The sequence below is a fragment of the Sphingobacterium sp. UBA6317 genome, assembly GCF_002440385.1.
GTDB classification, from domain to species: domain Bacteria; phylum Bacteroidota; class Bacteroidia; order Sphingobacteriales; family Sphingobacteriaceae; genus Sphingobacterium; species Sphingobacterium multivorum.
The window spans coordinates 1-17,447 of the sequence record NZ_DJTD01000020.1 but is presented as its reverse complement, the minus strand read 5'-3'; the positions used below and the strand labels follow the sequence as shown (position 1 = coordinate 17,447).

At 39.2% G+C, this 17,447-nt stretch carries 19 protein-coding genes; 14 read left to right on the top strand and 5 right to left on the bottom strand.

Translation table 11 applies throughout. The features are described 5' to 3' along the window. The first annotated feature begins 3 nt into the window (after positions 1-3). The 3 genes from B3E92_RS05545 (at position 4) to B3E92_RS05535 (ending at position 3,827) form a co-directional block, all read left to right on the top strand. Complete coding sequence (locus tag B3E92_RS05545) at positions 4-333, top strand: helix-turn-helix domain-containing protein (protein ID WP_070566095.1); 330 nt, start codon at positions 4-6, stop codon at positions 331-333. A 137-nt stretch (positions 334-470) separates the two neighbouring features. Next, positions 471-2,243: a peptide MFS transporter gene (locus B3E92_RS05540; protein WP_070566093.1), complete on the top strand. Its 1,773-nt coding sequence runs from the start codon at positions 471-473 to the stop codon at positions 2,241-2,243. 54 nt (positions 2,244-2,297) lie between these two features. Then, a complete protein-coding gene (locus B3E92_RS05535; RefSeq protein WP_070566091.1) occupies positions 2,298-3,827 on the top strand; it encodes a peptide MFS transporter in 1,530 nt (509 codons plus the stop codon). A gap of 72 nt (positions 3,828-3,899) precedes the next feature. Here B3E92_RS05535 and B3E92_RS05530 read toward each other — a convergent pair whose 3' ends face one another. Beyond that, complete coding sequence (locus tag B3E92_RS05530) at positions 3,900-4,892, bottom strand: acyl-ACP desaturase (protein WP_070566089.1); 993 nt, start codon at positions 4,890-4,892, stop codon at positions 3,900-3,902. 189 nt (positions 4,893-5,081) lie between these two features. Here B3E92_RS05530 and B3E92_RS05525 point away from each other — a divergent pair, with 189 nt between their 5' ends. Both B3E92_RS05525 and B3E92_RS05520 read left to right on the top strand, forming a co-directional pair. Then, positions 5,082-6,305: a cysteine desulfurase gene (locus B3E92_RS05525; RefSeq protein ID WP_286895739.1), complete on the top strand. Its 1,224-nt coding sequence runs from the start codon at positions 5,082-5,084 to the stop codon at positions 6,303-6,305. A gap of 12 nt (positions 6,306-6,317) precedes the next feature. After that, positions 6,318-6,737 carry a SufE family protein gene (locus B3E92_RS05520; RefSeq protein WP_070566085.1) on the top strand — a complete coding sequence of 140 codons (420 nt, stop codon included), beginning with the start codon at positions 6,318-6,320 and terminating at the stop codon, positions 6,735-6,737. Between the two features lie 77 nt (positions 6,738-6,814). Here the strand turns inward: B3E92_RS05520 and B3E92_RS05515 are convergent, their stop codons facing one another. The 4 genes from B3E92_RS05515 to B3E92_RS05500 form a co-directional block, all read right to left on the bottom strand. After that, positions 6,815-7,441 (bottom strand): VOC family protein, encoded by a 627-nt coding sequence (locus B3E92_RS05515; protein WP_070566083.1) that lies wholly within the window; start codon positions 7,439-7,441, stop codon positions 6,815-6,817. Then, a complete protein-coding gene (locus tag B3E92_RS05510; protein WP_083295943.1) occupies positions 7,369-7,998 on the bottom strand; it encodes a DUF1801 domain-containing protein in 630 nt (209 codons plus the stop codon). The genes B3E92_RS05515 and B3E92_RS05510 overlap by 73 nt, the downstream gene beginning before the upstream one ends. An 8-nt stretch (positions 7,999-8,006) precedes the next feature. Next, positions 8,007-8,435, bottom strand: coding sequence for a DUF1801 domain-containing protein (locus tag B3E92_RS05505; protein ID WP_070566081.1), 429 nt, complete (start codon positions 8,433-8,435; stop codon positions 8,007-8,009). 92 nt (positions 8,436-8,527) lie between these two features. Beyond that, positions 8,528-8,980 carry an SRPBCC domain-containing protein gene (locus tag B3E92_RS05500; RefSeq protein ID WP_070566079.1) on the bottom strand — a complete coding sequence of 151 codons (453 nt, stop codon included), beginning with the start codon at positions 8,978-8,980 and terminating at the stop codon, positions 8,528-8,530. A 381-nt stretch (positions 8,981-9,361) separates the two neighbouring features. Here B3E92_RS05500 and B3E92_RS05495 point away from each other — a divergent pair, with 381 nt between their 5' ends. From B3E92_RS05495 to B3E92_RS05455, 9 genes are all read left to right on the top strand, one after another. Next, positions 9,362-11,260: an alpha-L-fucosidase gene (locus tag B3E92_RS05495; protein ID WP_070566076.1), complete on the top strand. Its 1,899-nt coding sequence runs from the start codon at positions 9,362-9,364 to the stop codon at positions 11,258-11,260. Between the two features lie 491 nt (positions 11,261-11,751). Then, the gene (locus tag B3E92_RS05490; protein WP_286895734.1) at positions 11,752-12,846 is read left to right on the top strand and encodes a hypothetical protein; all 1,095 of its coding nucleotides are present in this window, start codon (positions 11,752-11,754) and stop codon (positions 12,844-12,846) included. A 253-nt stretch (positions 12,847-13,099) separates the two neighbouring features. Then, on the top strand, positions 13,100-14,032 hold the full coding sequence (locus tag B3E92_RS05485) for a DUF6624 domain-containing protein (protein WP_286895732.1): 933 nt from the start codon (positions 13,100-13,102) through the stop codon (positions 14,030-14,032). 677 nt (positions 14,033-14,709) lie between these two features. Then, positions 14,710-15,468 (top strand): hypothetical protein, encoded by a 759-nt coding sequence (locus B3E92_RS05480; RefSeq protein ID WP_286895730.1) that lies wholly within the window; start codon positions 14,710-14,712, stop codon positions 15,466-15,468. Between the two features lie 161 nt (positions 15,469-15,629). Then, the gene (locus tag B3E92_RS05475) at positions 15,630-15,887 is read left to right on the top strand and encodes a helix-turn-helix domain-containing protein (protein WP_286895727.1); all 258 of its coding nucleotides are present in this window, start codon (positions 15,630-15,632) and stop codon (positions 15,885-15,887) included. Then, positions 15,884-16,234, top strand: a complete 351-nt coding sequence (locus B3E92_RS05470) for a hypothetical protein (protein WP_286895725.1) — start codon at positions 15,884-15,886, stop codon at positions 16,232-16,234. Before B3E92_RS05475 ends, B3E92_RS05470 begins: the two co-directional genes overlap by 4 nt. Positions 16,235-16,365: 131 nt before the next feature. Then, entirely contained in the window at positions 16,366-16,644 is a 279-nt protein-coding gene (locus tag B3E92_RS05465) for a hypothetical protein (RefSeq protein WP_286895723.1), read from the top strand. A gap of 13 nt (positions 16,645-16,657) precedes the next feature. Next, positions 16,658-17,047 (top strand): plasmid mobilization protein, encoded by a 390-nt coding sequence (locus B3E92_RS05460; protein WP_286895721.1) that lies wholly within the window; start codon positions 16,658-16,660, stop codon positions 17,045-17,047. Continuing rightward, positions 17,028-17,447: relaxase/mobilization nuclease domain-containing protein (locus B3E92_RS05455; protein ID WP_286895719.1), on the top strand; the 420-nt coding region annotated here is incomplete at its 3' end. The genes B3E92_RS05460 and B3E92_RS05455, both read left to right, overlap by 20 nt.

Genomic DNA, 17,447 nt, shown 5'->3' with positions numbered 1-17,447 from the left:
CAGATGAATGCATTAGGAAAAAAAATCAGATTACTTAGACACCAAAAGGGGTGGAGTCAAGAGGATGTTGCAAAACGATTGGATATCTCAATCCCAGCATTTTCTAAAATTGAAACAGGGATTACAGATGTGAATTTGTCTCGCCTGAATCAAATCTCAAAATTATTCAATTTGACAGTTGTTCAACTTTTATCTACTTCAGATTCTGAAGAAGATAAAGAGTATGTAAACGAGGTGAATGCTTTGACGCAAAAATTACAACAACGCGATGGCGAAGTAATTGAATTGCAGAAAAAGGTTATTGATCTTTATGAGCAATTGCACAAAAGATAAGGCATATTAAAAATGTTACCGAAAAGGCAATCCAAATGGGTTGCCTTTTTTTGTTTATGCAACTTTATTTTGGTCAAAAGTGATTTTGTTTTTGTTTCTTTGTAAGTATTTTATCAAAAAATAAAGGTTGATTATTTATGGGGAGATTAAACGGGGATATAACGAATAGCCCGTCGACTGATTTTTTTAAGTCAAATGTATTGGGACAGCGTTCAGGACTCTTTGTCCTTTTCTTTACTGAAATGTGGGAACGTTTTTCGTTCTACGGGATGCGTGTACTCTTAATGCAGTTTTTAACTGCTGCAGTTATTCAAGGTAGTCCTTTCTCGGGATGGTCCTGGACTGCACAACAAGCGGGAGCACTTTATGGAACCTATGCCATGATGCTCTATTTAACTCCTATTCTAGGAGGGATTATAGCGGATAAATATATTGGATCACGGAAAGCTGTGATCATCGGTTCGGCGATTATGACGCTTGGACATGCTGCCATGGCCTTTGATACTTCCATTATGTTTTTTCTGGGTTTGATCTGTTTAGTTATTGGAACAGGTTTTTTCAAACCCAATATGCCTTCTATCTTAGGTGAAATGTATAAAGATCTACCAGAGAAAAAAGATGGAGCTTATACCATATTCTACATGGGGGTCAATGCTGGTGCTTTCTTTGGCATGATGCTATGTGGATATATAGCCGAAACGTATGGTTGGCATTGGGGATTCGGCTTGGCTGGTATCTTTATGCTTTTGGGAACACTGCAGTTTGTTTTCGCAAAACCGCTCATGGGAAATCTGGGTGTTTTAACTAAGTCGACTTCAGGGGAACACCAAGTTATCGCTGAGGATACCGATACCAGAAATCCATTTACCATACGGGATTATGTATTGATCGCGATAGTTTCTATTATCGGTTTCGTATATGCTTTCAATGACCCTTTGTCTAAGAATGGTATTGTTGATGTGTTTTCTGGTTTGGATACACCGTTTCTTAGAGGTCAATATATCATGGTCATTGTGGCGTTAATTCTCTTCATATATCTTATTGTGACACGGATTTTGCGTTATGATAAGGTTGTAAGGGATCGGATGTTTGCGGTCGTGTTGCTAGCGTTTTTCTTGGTCTTCTTTTTTATGAGCTTTGAGCAGGGGGCAACTTCGTTGGTTCTTGTGGCGAGAGATAATATTGATAGATCACTTACTGGTGCTGCATTGACGACCTTTAATGTGGTAAATGGTTTATTGACGATTGTACCGCTTTCGATTATCTCTTGGGTTCTGATTAAATTGGCAAAAGTAACCTGGAACAAAATTGCCATTTCAAATATCGTATTGTTTATCTGTTTTGGGTTGATCTGGGGAGCAGTAATCTGGATGTTGTACAATGAATTCAATAAAGAAGCATCAGAAATTAAAGTCTCCTGGTTTTCGATCCTAAACTCATTTTTTATCATTGCACTTGCCTCCTCGGTATCCAAAATTTGGGAGTCCAAATATAACCCATCGGCAGCCTTTAAATATGGCTTTGGTTTGATTTTGGTTGCGATAGGATTTTTTATTATCGGGTTGGGATCTATGGGGATAAGCCAAGGGGCTAAAATCTCGATGGTATTTTTGGTGCTGACCTATTTGTTCCATACATTGGGCGAATTATTTATTTCACCGGTAGGTCTTTCTTACGTATCCAAATTGGTGCCGGCTCGCATGCTCGCATTTATGTTTGGAATATGGTATTTGGCGATTGCTATTGCACAGAAGGTTGCAGCGGTATTGGGCGGACAAGTGGAAACAATTCAAGAGGAGCACTCCTTGAGTTATTTCTTCTTCTTATTTACAGCAATTCCTGCCTTAGCAGGCCTGTTAGTAATGCTGTTTAATCCATTGATTAAACGATTGATGCACGGAATTAAATAACAAATATATAAGCTTCTTTTGCGAAAGAAGCTTTTTTGATTAATATAAATTAGTATGGAGGTTAGTACAAGGGAATCGCTAGAAGAGATTCAAAATTTTGACGGGAAGTACCCAAAGCAAATCTGGAGTTTGTTTTTTTCCGAGATGTGGGAAAGATTCTGTTTCTATGGTATGCGCGGGATGTTGGTGTTCTTTATGATCACACAGCTAAACTTTGCTGAAAAGGATGCCAATTTACAGTATGGAGCGACACAAGCATTTGTATATGCGTTTACATTCATAGGAGGGCTGTTTGCAGACAAAATTCTTGGTTTCAGAAAGTCTTTATTCTGGGGTGGCTTATTGATGATCGTAGGAAGCTTATTTCTTGCAGCAGATCCGCATAAATATTTCTTTTTTGGTTTATCATTTATCATTATAGGTACGGGTTTCTTTAAACCCAACATATCGACGATGGTAGGCGAGCTGTATAAAAAAGGTGATGTTCGTCGTGATGGCGGCTTTTCCTTGTTTTATGCGGGAATAAATTTAGGCGCATTCTTAGGCGGATATATCTGTGTTGCGATCGGTAAAGGATATATGCTGACGTCAATTATTTCTGAGGGACATCGCTGGAATGTTGCTTTTGGTTTGGCGGCGGTAGGCATGTTGGTTAGTTTAGTGAATTTTCACTTTACCAAAAGGCATTTAGGACCAATTGGACTTCAACCTGGGGATCCTGAGGCCATAGTAAAGACGAAAGCATTACCGAAATGGGTAGAATATGCCGTATATATTGCCACGTTGATTTTTATCCCTATTATTCAGATCATGGTGTCAAAAACGCAGTATACAGACTATTTTATGTACACGATCGGCCCATTGACGCTGTTATATCTTTTTTATGAAATGTCTAAAGTGACTGCTGAAGAGCGGAATAAATTAATTGCCGCGCTGGTGTTTATCCTTTTCTCGATTATTTTTTGGGGTATATATGAGCAAAGTGGCGGTTCCTTAAGCATCTTTGCTGCTAAGCATTTGAATGATTCCTTATTGGGCGTTATGACGCTCGATCCAAATGGCGTTAACAATTCAGGTGGAGCATTATTTATTATTGCATTAGCACCTCTTTTTGGTCTTTTTTGGATTTGGCTGGGCAAACGTAAACTTGAGCCAAATACCATTATTAAGTTTGGTCTTGGCTTTGTTTTCTTGGGATTAGGTTATTATGTCCTATTTGCTACGCGTTTATTTGCTCACGATGGTATGACCTCATTGGATGTCTTTACTCTGGCACTGCTTGTGATTACCGTTGGGGAGCTTTGTCTATCACCAATTGGTCTTTCCATTATGACGAAATTGTCTCCAGCAAGATTACAAGGTATCATGATGGGCATGTGGTTCTTGGCAAGTGCTTACGGTCAATACGTAGCAGGCTTGATTGGTGCTAGTATGGCTGAAGCTAAGGAAGGAAGTTCATTGGCGGATAAACTGGTGACTTATACGGAGAGTTATAAACAATTGGGCTTATATTCTTTGATTGCTGGTGTGGTGCTTATAGCCTTATCTCCTGTTGTACGTAAATTGATGGGGAATGTAAAGTAAAGTGCGCAACTTTGAAACATTAAAGTTATTGATATAAAAAAAGCTTGATTATTAAATCAAGCTTTTTTTATATTAATAAATCCATTTGAATTTATAATCTTTTTCTGGAACCTTCATCCGATCAGCCAGTCTAGCCAAACGATCTGGTAGTTTTAGTAGATAATCTCTCGCTTTCTCACCTTTATCATTCAGGCCATTAACTTGATCTATTTTCCATTCACTGTTCAGCTCTTTCAAGATATCCACGTAGTCCAAAGCAGTATATACTCCCAATCGTTGGGCTGCGTCCGAGAAATGTGCAAATGCCTCTCCTTGGGGCTCACCGGCTTCTCTTAAGAACTGGGCCGGCATAACGATTTTTTTACGCATCATATCCTCAAATGCAATCATGACTTCACTCGGGTCTACGGTGATTGCTTTTGAAATAAAAGACATATAAGCTTTAGCATGACGTGCCTCATCAGATGCGATGACCCCACACATTTTTGCCAAAAGTTTATCGCCGCTTTTTTTGGAAAGCCCAGATACACGACGATGGGAAACGTTGGTCGCTAATTCCTGAAATGAAGTATAAATAAAATTCCGGTATGGGTCTGCACCAGTACCAATATCAAAACCGTCTTGAATAAGATATTGTGTAGACATTTCAAATTGGCGCATGTCTATTCTACCCGACAAATAAAGGTATTTGTTCAATAGGTCACCGTGACGGTTTTCTTCAGCCGTCCAAGCGCGTACCCATTTCATCCATCCACCTTGCTCGTTTTTGTCAACGTCTTCTACCATGGTCAACCACGATTCGTACGTTGGAAGGGCCTCTTCGGTGATGGTGTCTCCAACCAATACTGCGACCAAATCATAAGAGAGCTCTTTTGCACTTTCCTGCAACTCTTTTACTTCCTCAAAAAAAGTGTCCCTAGAAGAATCTGGAAGAAAATCGGCAGGTTGCCACATCTCTTCAACAGGCTTCAGGTATTCGCTCATCTCATTGAGCATGAACGGTTCCAAATAGGTCATCACTTCTTTACGTGAGCCTTCCGGTAAATTTAGAGGTAATTCTTGCATATGATTACAAAGGTACTAAATAGCATCAATAAATTATAAAAGCTAATTATAATTGTTTAAAATGCCAAAAATTACTTTTTTGGCTGAGGATACCTTGGAAAACCGACATTGATAATGACATAAAAAACAGATTGACCGTCCTGTATTCGATAAAATACTATTAACTTTGTATAAATTATTTAGACGACGTTGGAAAAATTTAATATAGATAAAATACGAGCCGATTTTCCGATTCTTAAGAGAGAAGTAAATGGTAAACCATTGGTTTATTTGGATAATGGCGCGACAACACAGAAGCCGAGTTCTGTTATCAATTCGATTGTACATTATTATACAGATATGAATAGTAATGTGCATCGGGGCGTACATTATCTTAGTCAGATATCGACGGACGCTTTTGAGGTGACTCGAAAAAAAGTTCAGGCTTTCATCCATGCTGCTGAAGATAAGGAAATCATTATCACCAAAGGAACAACAGATGGAATTAATCTGATTGCCACTTGTTATGGCAGAGCTTTTATTCACGAAAGTGATGAGATTATTATTTCAGCGATGGAACACCATTCCAATATTGTGCCTTGGCAGATGCTCTGTGATGAAAAGGGCTGTAAAATTCGGGTCATTCCGATGAATGATAAAGGTGAGCTTGATATGGATGCCTACAGCAATTTGTTTAATGAGAAAACCAAATTAGTTGCTGTAACCTATGTTTCAAACTCCCTTGGGACAATCAATCCTGTGCGTGAGATGATTTCAATTGCTCATGGACATGGTGCTGTTGTTTTAGTCGATGCTGCGCAGGCTGTTCAACATATACAGATTGATGTTCAAAAGCTGGATGTAGATTTTCTGGTATTTTCCGGACATAAAATGTACGGTCCTACAGGTGTAGGAGTGTTATATGGCAAAGAGGAGCTATTGAACGCGATGCCACCTTATCAAGGTGGTGGAGATATGATTAAAGAGGTTACTTTTGAAAAAACGACCTATAATGAATTGCCTTTTAAATTTGAGGCGGGTACGCCTAATATTGAAGCCGGTATCTGTTTGAACGAGGCCATCGATTATATCAATTCTATAGGTCTGGAAAATATCGAGGCCTACGAACATGATTTGTTGCAATACGCTACGGAGAAGTTGGCTGAAATTCCGGGCATGCGGTTTATTGGAACGGCCGAGCAGAAATGTTCCGTTATTTCATTTGTAATTGATGGCACGCATCCTTACGACGTTGGTGTGATCTTGGATAAATTGGGGATCGCTGTACGTACAGGCCATCATTGTGCCCAACCTGTCATGGATAGGTTCGGTATTCCGGGAACTATTCGTGCTTCTTTAGCCGTATATAATACAAAAGAGGAAATAGATATTTTGGTCGCCGGTATCCAACGCGCGGTCAATATGTTGGTTTAATAAAAAATAGGTATGACCATTAATGAAATACAGGATGAATTAATTGAGGATTTTGCTTTCTTTACGGATTGGATGGAAAAATATGAGTACATCATCCAGCTGGGAAAAGAAGTGCCTCTAATTGATGAACAATACAAAACAGATGAATATATCATCAAAGGATGTCAGTCCAAAGTATGGCTTTTTCCGGAAATAAAGGATGGAAAAGTGTATTTTACGGCAGATAGCGATGCAATTATCACAAAAGGCTTGGTGAGTTTAATGGTCAAAGTACTATCTGGACATACCGCCAAGGAGATTGTTGATGCCGATTTATATTTTGTGGATAAAATAGGGCTGAAAGAACATTTGTCACCAACTCGGGCAAATGGCTTGCTATCCATGATTAAGCAAATGAAATTATACGCTCTGGCGTTGCAAGTGAAAGCATAAAAAGGGGATTATTCATCCCCTTTTTTCTTAATACTATTTTAAAAGCTGTTCCCCTCAGCTTGAGATTTATTTTGAAATTATCCAATGAGTTCCTGAATAATGATCTTTTTCATTCTTATGAGCGCTTCATTTGCCCCTGGTCGCTTTAGTAATGTTGCAATTTGTTCGGGTACGATCTGCCAGCTTACACCGAATTCGTCTTTGCACCAGCCACACATGCTCTCTTTGCCTTTCTTCGTGATCGTATTCCAGAAATAATCAATTTCCTGCTGATCTTTACATAGAATAGTGAGTGAAATGCCTTTGTTAAAAGTGAAATTTTGTGGAACTCCGCTATCCATTGCCATGAGTGTAAAATCCCGGACTAAAAATTGGGTATGTTGGATTGATCCGGTATATTCACCTTCTGTGTATTTCATGATCCCATTGCTTCGAAAATCATGAAATAATTCTGCATAAAATGCTAGTGCTTGTTCGCAATTTCCTTGTTGCTCTCCGCAATACATTAGCGTAGGTACAATTGCCTGTTGGTTGGTATCGCTCAGTTTACCGAGGTATAATTGCCAATTTACGCTAAACTTGTCGGCCAACCAGCCGTAGTAAGGGCTCAAAGGGTAGGAGTTTAAAGGCATTAAGGTGTTACCTTCCACAGCAAGTGAATTCCAGATACGATCAATTTCCTCTTTGCTTTCGCAAATGACCATAAATGATATGGATGGGTTGGGTTTGAATGGAGGGAGAAGAAATTTTTAAAGCCGCCCCAACCAATAACATTTTTCCCTTTATGCGTATAGATATAGCTCCCCCATTTGAATTCCTTTTTTAAGGAAGTTTGCTGGATGATCTCTTGCATGAGTTCTTCAGCCTCCTGCCAGTTCCCTCGGCTTTGGTACCAATTGGGGCCTTGTTTGTCTTTAAGTGTATCAATATTAAAATTGACAATATCGGTAATTATTTGTGTTGGAATCGGTTGATCCAAAGGGATTTGTATTGCCCCTTTTGTGGTTTTAAAATTTTTGAGTTCTGTAATGAAGTGCTCGATAGCAGCAGGTCCTGGATATAGGCCCAAATGGTTTTTGTTCATCGCAAAATGGATGATATTACCCTTGTATCTGAAAGTAGGCATTTGATAGGAGATCGTTTCATCTGCATCGGGAGGGACTAGGCCAGCGATAAGCTGTCTCACCTTGATCAGATATTCTTTTTTCTCCCCGTCAAATTGATTGATATATTCGTCTATTGTTGCGATGCTCGTTGTCATAATTTGTGCTATTCTTTGATTCTCGTATACTTATTTTCAATAAACTGTATCGTTTCGGACATAAGCTGATGGAGTATTTCTATGTTGATGTCGCTTAATTTCTTGATGTATATGCAGGCTTTGCCTATTTTAAATTTCCCGAGCTGATCGACTAAATGTCGATGCTCATCGGCACCGGTAAATACATAAAGGGAGATTGCTGATTTTCGGGGGCTAAATGCGATCAAAGGAGCATAGCCTTCGTGCCCACTTATATAGGTATAATGATAGTTTCCAAATCCGATGATCGTTGGTCCGTACATTTTAGCCGGCTCACCCGTTGTGGTTTCCATTAATTGTATCAGTGTTGCACTATCGATTTGTTTTTGTGGGTCGTCAACTGTTTTTATAAAGTCTTGGACAGGTGCTTCGGTATATGCCGTTTTATTTTTTGCCATGTATAGTTTATGTATTTGACGGATATTCGGATAATCTCAATTGAATATATTATATTTGAAGTAATTCGATGAGCAGCTATTTTTAGAGAGAACTATCTTTGGAACATAAAATCGAAAGCCCCAGTTCTCAGATTGATACCATATTCTAGATACGCTTTCATGCAAGCTAAAAAGTTGGCCCAACCCTCTGTTTGTCGCATCATCATTAAAATTCCATCTGCATCGTTGTTCATCTCGTGTTCTGTAATCTTTATGACGGTCGCGTTTTCTCCGAATGTGGATAGTGCGATTTCTACCAGTTGATTGGGAAGTCCCCCGCTCCAGTCGAAAGAGATATATGAATTGGGCCTGATGGTTTTTCCTGTCAGGGGAAAACTGTCGGGAAATTCTGGAAATGTCCATTCTACCGTTTTATCTGTCTCTAGACGTCCAGTCGAAGATTTTATAAAATAATGATTCATTTTATTGGGATCTACAATAGCCTCAAAAACTTCGTTGATCGGTTTCTGAATTTGGATACTGGCTTTGGCGGTTAGTTTTTCCATATTAATTTAAAGTTTTAGACAAATATTCAATAAATACAGATAGCTTGTATCTGATTACATTAAAAATATTGAAAAAGATCTTTTCGTGACCATGGACCAATCTATTGTCCAAATCACTGTTTATTATTTTAAGATGTATAGACTATATAAACACCTTATTGAAGAATAGGTTTTCATTTTGGGGACCTGGATCAATATTTCCCCTAAAAGGAACGAATTGTACACTTGTAAAATGTAGTTTTAGCGTATTTTTGACTATAGTTAAAATTGATCCTGCATTCCTTCCATTAGGTCGCAAGGAACGATAATCCAATAAATTTAGAAAAGGTATCCGTCTGAAATCTTTCAGGTGGTATTTGCTGTCTTCATAAAACCAACGTTATGTTTAAAATCAAGTGTTTTTTTCTTTTTATGGTTTCTTCGGGCGTTTTTTTTTCGAGCGCACAGACTAAAAATGTAAATGAAGGCAATGAGGCTCCAAATATGTTTAATGATGCGACAACACGTGATAAAAATGCGATTGTTGAAGCAGAAACCGGTTGGTGGAAACGTGCCGCATTAACTCGTGAACAACGCTTGGAGAAATGGAAGGCCGCCTCATTTGGTATGTTTGTTCATTGGGGCGTTTATTCCCAATATGGAAATATTTGGAAAGGGAAGGCGGGCGGGGGCTATGCGGAGCATCTGATGCGTGTGATGAAAATCCCACGTAGTGAGTATCTTGATTCAGCACGTCGATTTAATCCCCTAAAGTTTAATGCGGAGGAATGGGTATTGTTGGCAAAAAATGCAGGGATGAAATATTTTATTATTACGGCTAAGCACCATGATGGCTTTGCGATGTATCCTTCTGCATTTTCAAGTGACTACTCATTGTCAAGCACGGCATTCAAAAGGGACCCGTTGGCGGAATTAGCAGCTGCCTGCCATAGACATGGACTCTTGTTTGGCTTCTATTATTCGCATGCTTTTGACTGGGAGCATCCGGATGCTCCCGGTAATGACTGGGATTACCGTAATCCCGGCGGGGATAAATTGTTGGGTGGCACAAATTGGTTTGACAAACATCCTGAATGGTTGACAAAGGCTCGGCATTACGTAGATCAAAAGGCGATTCCTCAGATTGAGGAACTTATTCAGCGCTATCATCCGGATTTGTTATGGTTTGACACACCGCATAAGTTGCCGCTGTCTGAAAACCTGCGAATTTTAAAGGCTATTCGAACAGCTGATCCGAATATTATTGTCAATGGTCGATTGGCACGTACCGAGGAAAAGAATTACGGCGATTACCTGAATACGGCAGATCGACCTGAGGAATATTATCCAGTTGCTTCTGGCGCTTATTGGGAGGCCATACCAACTACCAATGAATCCTACGGTTATTCGTCGACTGACAAGAGCCATAAACCAGCAGCGCATTTTATCAAACTCTTAGCCAAGGCTAAAGCCATGGGTGGGAATATTCTAATGAATATTGGACCCAAGGGCGACGGAAGCATCGACAGCGCTGATGTCGCTATTTTAAAGGGATTAGGTCGGTGGATGCGGGGGAATAGTGAAAGTGTCATTGATGTTGCACCATCTCGCTTGTCTCGTCAGCCTTGGGGAGTCATTACTCAGCGTAAAAATACCCTGTATTTACACGTGTTTGAGCGCCCTCAACGGAATGATCTGATTGTCGGCGGATTGATTGCTCAGGTTAATTCGGTTTCGTTATTGTCGGGAGAAACTATCGGAAAATATAGGTCCGACAAAGATGGACTGCATATTCCTATAGATCAAATTGCTTCTGAGGATGATGACCTGGTCGTAGTGGTGCAATTGAAGGATAGCATAGCTAATCCAATAAATCCTACTTTAATGTATGTGGATCATCATGTCAATAAAAATCGGCTACTGACCTTTTATGCAAAACAGATCGGGAATCCGATGAAGTTTGGGGACGGTAAAAAGAATCGCTATTATGTGACGGGTTGGACTAGGTTAAGTCAAGGGTTAAGATGGGATACCCATGTGTTAAATGGCGGACGCTTCAAGGTGGCTATACGGTATGTGAAAGATGTTGTAGGTACAGGAGGGAACCTGGGCTTGAATTTAGGGGGGAAGAATATTGATTTTACAATAGATCCGTCTTCTTCCGTTGGTTTGCGTGAACATCAGCTTGAATTGGGTACGGTGACATTGCCAAAGGGCAAGCAAGTGATTGAATTACGTGCCCATACTATAGCGGGAGCAGAAATGGTGAAATTTTTGGAAGTCATATTGCTTCCGGAATAATATTTCACAGAACAAGCTTGTGTGTTATGACTGGTCCATCCTTGTGCCTCCTTGGATCAAACCCTACCGACACTTCCTTCAAATCCTGATATTCCTAAACAAAAAAAGCTAATCTTACGATTAGCTTTTCTTTCTGTGATCCCGCTGGGATTCGAACCTTGTCCGAAAATCAGCGTTTAACAATATTTTGAGGGGCTTTTGCTATTCGACTCCCCGAATAACGCACCTTTTTTCAAATACATTTTAACTGCAAATGCTATAGTTAAATATACATATTTTCTGTCTGATTTGCAAATAAATTTAGCTTTTATGCGCTTATTAAACCTAATATCTAATTTGCGGGTTTTTCTCTGTTTTGATCTTTAGATGTGTAGCTCGTAGGGTGAAGGGGGGATTTGTATCATTTACATCATAAAAGACCACGACTGCCATAACAAGAATTAGAAAAAAATGTTATAGCTTTAGTTAATTCTTTCACTGAATAAAATAATATGAAATACTTATTGCTACTTTTAAAATTTTTTATTTTAATTTCCGCTTATAGTCAGGGAAAACCATCTATTGCCGTTTCACCTATAGTTGATTTAGAAATACCTATCAATCAGAAGATTGTCAATACTGTCGATAGTTTTTTAAGATTTAGGGATGACTACACCAATATTAATAGATATAAATATTGCGAGAGATCTGATTTTGACCGATTTGGTAGTCCATTTTTCTTCCTGCAAGACATGGAGAAGAATAATTCTGGAAAACATGTTTTCGACCCTTGCATAATGGAGATAATACCATGGATTCCTCAGAAGCAATTTATTGTGAAGATTAGTTTTATCTCTTCTAGCAAGCCCCTTTTAAAAGGTATTGTAAACCTAATAGCAAAGTATGATAATGATACAGTAAAAATTTCTTCTTATCTGAATTTTATTGAGCAGACATGGCAAAAAATAGAAAAAGAAGAAATGACCTATTACATTAGTAGAAATAGATTGAAAAATATTAATAAGGATATTAAAGAACAAATAAAGTTTAATAAAACAATTTCTAAATATTTTGATATACCCAAGATCTCATTAACTTACTATTCCGCATCGACAGTAGAAGAATTTTTTAATATGCAGGGATTTCAATATCACCCGATGATGTTCGCAGATAGTACCGGTGGCGTTGTTTATAAAGACAATATACTATCTGCAAATAATTCGGAATATTATCCACATGAAATCAGCCATCTGTATATCAGGAAAGCTGTGCCTGGTATAAATCAGTTCTTTGACGAAGGGCTTGCTACTTATTTAGGTGGAAGTGGAACATTATCATATGAGCAACTTAAAGCCAGATTTAAAAAAGAGATTAGTAACATAGATGTTTGGAAAGTTTGTCAATCTAATATATTTGACAAGTCTTATTGGAAACATGATTTTCCTGCCAGCTATGTTATTGCAAGTGTTGTTTGTGAATATGGTATCAAAAAATATGGAAAATCTGATTTTTTTAAATTGTTGCAAAATCAACGTGAAACAAAAATAGTCTTTGAGAAGCTAGGTTTAAATAATGAAAATATACTGGAACAATTGCTTATGCTCTAATTCATTTTACAGGACTAATAATCAACTGCAAATAAGTTCTTGAAAATTAAGTTATAATTTTTGTGAACTATCCTAAAATCAACAGTCTTTTAGGATGAATATATGCAATACAAGTACCATTTTCAAAGATTTATTTTTTTTAAACAATAATTATTCAATTACTTTTTTCATTTTTTTAAAACTTTGTTTTTATTTTTATTAAAGGTTCAAGTATAGAATATTGAACATAAATAACATGTCCTTAAAATAGATTATGATGAAATTATCTTTGGTACGGATTTTAATGTTTTATATCGTTGTTTATTATCCCCTTGACGGTCACTCGCAAGCACGAACCCCGATGTATGAATATAATGTAAAGGTTGCAGACTCTCTGTTTAAGATAGAAAAGTTCTCTGAAGCATCCTCGTTTTATTCTAAAGCTTTTCAATCTTTTGGCTGGAAGGGAGCTACCTCTCATCGTTTTATGGCAGCTAAAAGTTGGGCTGCAAGTGGTGTGATTGATAGTGCATTTTCGAATTTATTTAATATTGCTGAAAAAGCATATTATTCTGATCGTTTATCTATCGAGAGCGAGAGATTATTTATTAATCTTCAAAATGATGATCGATGGCAAAAACTTATTGATATTGTTCAAAAAAATCTGAACAGGAAACAGGAAATGGATTCTGTAAAAGTAATCTTATTAGAGATGCTGGAAGAAGATCAAGAGGTAAGGAAACAACTCACTGAAAATATCTCTAAATTCGGAATGAACAGCAAACAAAATCGCAATAAATCAAAAACTCTTAAAAAGGTCAGCAAAAAGCATATCAAGGAATTGGCGAAAATTTTGAAAAAATATGGCTGGCTCAGTGCAACAGATATTGGTACAGATGGAAACATAGTATTATCCACTTTAGTTGCTCATGCCGAACCTCGAACAAGAGAGAAGTATCTCCCTCTTGTAGAAAAGGCTTTTATTGAAAAAAAAATACAGCCACAAAGTTATGTTATAATTAAAGATAAGCATTCATTGTGGAAAACCGGCTTCCAGATATATGGTTCTCAAATAGGTGTTAATAATGATGGTAGCTATTTTCTCTTACCGATCCGGGAAAAGAAAGATGTCAACTCAAGACGCGCTCAGGTAGGGATTGAGCCATTAGAATTTTATTTAAAAGAGTTTAAGATTACGACATATTAAAATAGCGGGTTAGCCTTATATTATTCTTCTAAATTTTGTTATATGTCTGATGACCTGATAGCCTTACCGAATCGGGAAGGCTTGATGGAGTGGCAGCAGATCCCAGTTGTGCTCTTACAGTAGATTTTTGTTGCTTGTCTACTGATATAACTTTGAAGGTGTCAATATCATCAAAAAATAAGTTTTGATGCCATTATTAAAATTTGAATGTTTAAGTCAAATAGACAGAATTATCACCCAAAGTGGGGGGAAGACTCAATTTTATCTATATTCTTATATGTTTATATTATTTTCATACCATATCAGTTGCGTTGATACCGATATTTCTGCTATTTTTTATAGGAACTCTATCATTTGGGAACAACCTGTACAAGAGGATTCAACATTTTTATTTTTTCCTATAGTGCGGTGCTTCTTTCTTCGGTTTATACAAAGTAAATTAAGCCCTTATAAATAAGATTTATGGTTTAACAGAGATCCGGTGGCGCTATCGGTTGTGAAAGATATTTGAGGCTGCAGCAACCTATTCCCGGCTACTGAAAGGGATAGGGTAGATGGGAGGCAGTCACGATTGGTATGGTATTTAATTTTTTTCAACCCTGTTTCCGTTCTTGCCGGGGCATGAATGTATTTCGAATGAAATCCTTAAATTTGGGTATAACCAAATGTAAACGCTTATGAGTATCACTTTTTTCAGACCTCGTGCACGCTTTGATTTTAGAAGTGACACGTTTGATATAGGGAATCCCATTAGTTGGAGCAGGAAACATTTTTTGAGGCATCTTTTCAACAGGCTGTTTACTATACCCGAGGAGAGGCTCGAGGACTTCTACTATCACCACCTGAAATTTTACTTGGACAGGCACCCGCAGGGTGAGGAAAAGGTCTTTTTCCAGTACCTCTGGGAAAATATCAGTGCGCAGCTACAGGTATTGGAGACAAAGGATGTTTACGACAAGGACCACATCCGCAACATTATGAACGCCGAACGGCTAAAAAGGTTGAGATGGATACTTTCCTCACTTGACAGGTGGAATATCCATAGTTCCGATCAGCCAATCATCGAGCGGCAGGAACAGAAAATATATGCACTCGAACAAGATATAATACGCCTTCGGTCCGAGCTTAAAGTAGCCACCAGTCTGGATACACCGGAGTATATCAATATACCCAAAGGCAGGGTGCTAACTGTTCTCGACCTGTTCATAAAATTGTCAGACCTGAAAGTAGAAGGAAAAGAGCTTGTCTTCTCGGAATTTTCAATAGTATGGGTAAAGATGATCTGTAAATATTTCAGGGAAGATCACGAAGATATCAAATTTGACAGAGTACGGCGATACTTTCCAGAGGATAAGCGAAATCCGAGCGCCCGATCAGCGCCTATACCATCCCGACAAAGTCTTTTTGAAATTAAACCCATTAGAAAAAGAAACTAAAATGTTGGTATTCATGTTAAATGATGTTGAGTTGTATTAGCTTGAAATACAGTTTATTATTTTTGTGTCCAAACCGTGTCATATTACCATGAAGAACTGTATGGTAGTCCGCTATAAACGCAAGTCCATTCCTTTGTCCTATTCACCAAATAGGGACTTTTATGCAGATAGACATTATCACAAGAGAAGATTTAAAGCAGTTCAAGTCTGAACTGCTGGGCGAAATCAAATCAATCTTAAAACCTCGGGAGAAGAAAGAATGGGTAAGGAGCGCTGACGTGCGCGGGATGCTCAATATTTCTGCCGGTACCCTGCAGAACCTACGGATCAATGGTACCTTGCGTCATTCCAAAGTGGGAGGCATCATGTATTACCGCCTTGAAGACATCCAGAAGATGATGGAAGGAGGTCGCCCATGATACGGGATACCATAGTGAACAATACTTCTGACTTTGGCGAGTGGATAGGGCGCATCGGTGCGGACAGCAGAATGCTGGCCACCCATGTCAGTCTATTGACCGCACTGTTTGTGATCTATCAGCGGGAAGGTTGTACGAATCCTTTCCACGTCTCCCGAAAAAAGCTCATGGGGTTCAGTCGGATCAGGTCTATTGCTACTTACCACAAATGCATACGTGAACTCGACGCATTCGGCTACGTTCGTTATCAGCCTTCCTACCATCCCACACAGGGAAGCCTTGTCTGGTTTCCGTCCCACAAAAGAGAGCTAATCAAAACTGGTAGTGGAAAGGAGGGACCTCAGTGAGCTGTCGAAATATTCAACTATCTAGATATGGAGCCGATCTGTTGACGGTATATTCAGTCCATTGTCAGCCTGAATATATTGCCTATCAATTAGCTGTATGTCGAGCTATACAGCTAAACGGCAACCATGTAATGAAAAGAGGTGCCGGGTATCCCAGCGGAGGAAGCGCCATGATAACTTTTTGGAGAGCTATCATAGCGATGAAAACGGTAAAATATGACGTCGCTACCGCACGCTATATTTTACCGTTTTGTAAGAAGCAAGTTTGTGTTTTTGTTACACAAAAACTCCCCCTATGCCTTTCGGCGGGGGCAAACTTGCTCCCTGCTCCCGATGGTCGCATGGAGGGGCGGGGTGCCGTATGGGCACCCCGCGGGCTCCGAATAAACAGCAGAGACAATAACAGGTAAAAGAGCGGTAATTATGGAGAACAGCAATACAGAAAAACCAGATCACAACCTCCATAAAAAAGGAGGGGCACCTTGCAAAAAGATAAAACGGAATAATGGTATCCGTGTACGTCTGACCACTTCCGAAAGGTTCCTTATTGAGACCAGGGCAACACAGGCAGGAATGCGGATCAGTGACTGGGTCAGGGCTTCGGCATTGAACGCAAAGATAACGGCAAGGATAACCGGTGAGGACAGGCGCATACTCCACATGCTTTCAGGAATGGCCAACAATCTCAACCAGTTGGCGAAGCTCGCACATACCGGAGGTATCCTTGGCATAGCCATACGCTGCGATTTCCTGCTGAAAGAAATAGACACAACATTGAAATACATCAACAGCGATGATGGGAAAAGTGGTTAAATCCGGTAGGTCCTTTAAGGGCTGTGTGGAATACTGTATGCTCAAGAAAGATGCGGAAGTACTGTCAGCCGATGGAATCCGTAGTGATGCGGCAGCCCATGCTATCGCGGATTTTAATATGCAGCGCAAGATGAGACCATCATTGGGACAGGCGGTCGGCCATATCGCGCTGAACTGGAGTCCCGAAGATACCCCGATGCTGACAGACGAAATCATGGTGGCGGTAGCCAAAGAATACCTTGCCAAGATGAAGATCAGTGATACGCAGGTACTAATGGTCCGGCACCACGATACGGAACACGCACACCTACATATCGTCTATAACAGGGTCGATAATGAAGGTAAGACGATAGATGACGCAAACCAGCGGTGGAAGAACGAGGCTGTCTCAAAAAGGCAG

Excerpts from the sequence above, each read along its gene's own strand:
- B3E92_RS05545 (WP_070566095.1), top strand. The coding sequence starts at position 4 with ATGAATGCATTAGGAAAAAAAATCAGATTACTTAGACACCAAAAGGGG.
- B3E92_RS05540 (WP_070566093.1), top strand. The coding sequence starts at position 471 with ATGGGGAGATTAAACGGGGATATAACGAATAGCCCGTCGACTGATTTT.
- B3E92_RS05535 (WP_070566091.1), top strand. The coding sequence starts at position 2,298 with ATGGAGGTTAGTACAAGGGAATCGCTAGAAGAGATTCAAAATTTTGAC.
- B3E92_RS05530 (WP_070566089.1), bottom strand. The coding sequence starts at position 4,892 with ATGCAAGAATTACCTCTAAATTTACCGGAAGGCTCACGTAAAGAAGTG.
- B3E92_RS05520 (WP_070566085.1), top strand. The coding sequence starts at position 6,318 with ATGACCATTAATGAAATACAGGATGAATTAATTGAGGATTTTGCTTTC.
- B3E92_RS05515 (WP_070566083.1), bottom strand. The coding sequence starts at position 7,441 with ATGGTCATTTGCGAAAGCAAAGAGGAAATTGATCGTATCTGGAATTCA.
- B3E92_RS05510 (WP_083295943.1), bottom strand. The coding sequence starts at position 7,998 with ATGACAACGAGCATCGCAACAATAGACGAATATATCAATCAATTTGAC.
- B3E92_RS05505 (WP_070566081.1), bottom strand. The coding sequence starts at position 8,435 with ATGGCAAAAAATAAAACGGCATATACCGAAGCACCTGTCCAAGACTTT.
- B3E92_RS05500 (WP_070566079.1), bottom strand. The coding sequence starts at position 8,980 with ATGGAAAAACTAACCGCCAAAGCCAGTATCCAAATTCAGAAACCGATC.
- B3E92_RS05495 (WP_070566076.1), top strand. The coding sequence starts at position 9,362 with ATGTTTAAAATCAAGTGTTTTTTTCTTTTTATGGTTTCTTCGGGCGTT.
- B3E92_RS05490 (WP_286895734.1), top strand. The coding sequence starts at position 11,752 with ATGAAATACTTATTGCTACTTTTAAAATTTTTTATTTTAATTTCCGCT.
- B3E92_RS05485 (WP_286895732.1), top strand. The coding sequence starts at position 13,100 with ATGATGAAATTATCTTTGGTACGGATTTTAATGTTTTATATCGTTGTT.
- B3E92_RS05480 (WP_286895730.1), top strand. The coding sequence starts at position 14,710 with ATGAGTATCACTTTTTTCAGACCTCGTGCACGCTTTGATTTTAGAAGT.
- B3E92_RS05475 (WP_286895727.1), top strand. The coding sequence starts at position 15,630 with ATGCAGATAGACATTATCACAAGAGAAGATTTAAAGCAGTTCAAGTCT.
- B3E92_RS05470 (WP_286895725.1), top strand. The coding sequence starts at position 15,884 with ATGATACGGGATACCATAGTGAACAATACTTCTGACTTTGGCGAGTGG.
- B3E92_RS05465 (WP_286895723.1), top strand. The coding sequence starts at position 16,366 with ATGAAAAGAGGTGCCGGGTATCCCAGCGGAGGAAGCGCCATGATAACT.
- B3E92_RS05460 (WP_286895721.1), top strand. The coding sequence starts at position 16,658 with ATGGAGAACAGCAATACAGAAAAACCAGATCACAACCTCCATAAAAAA.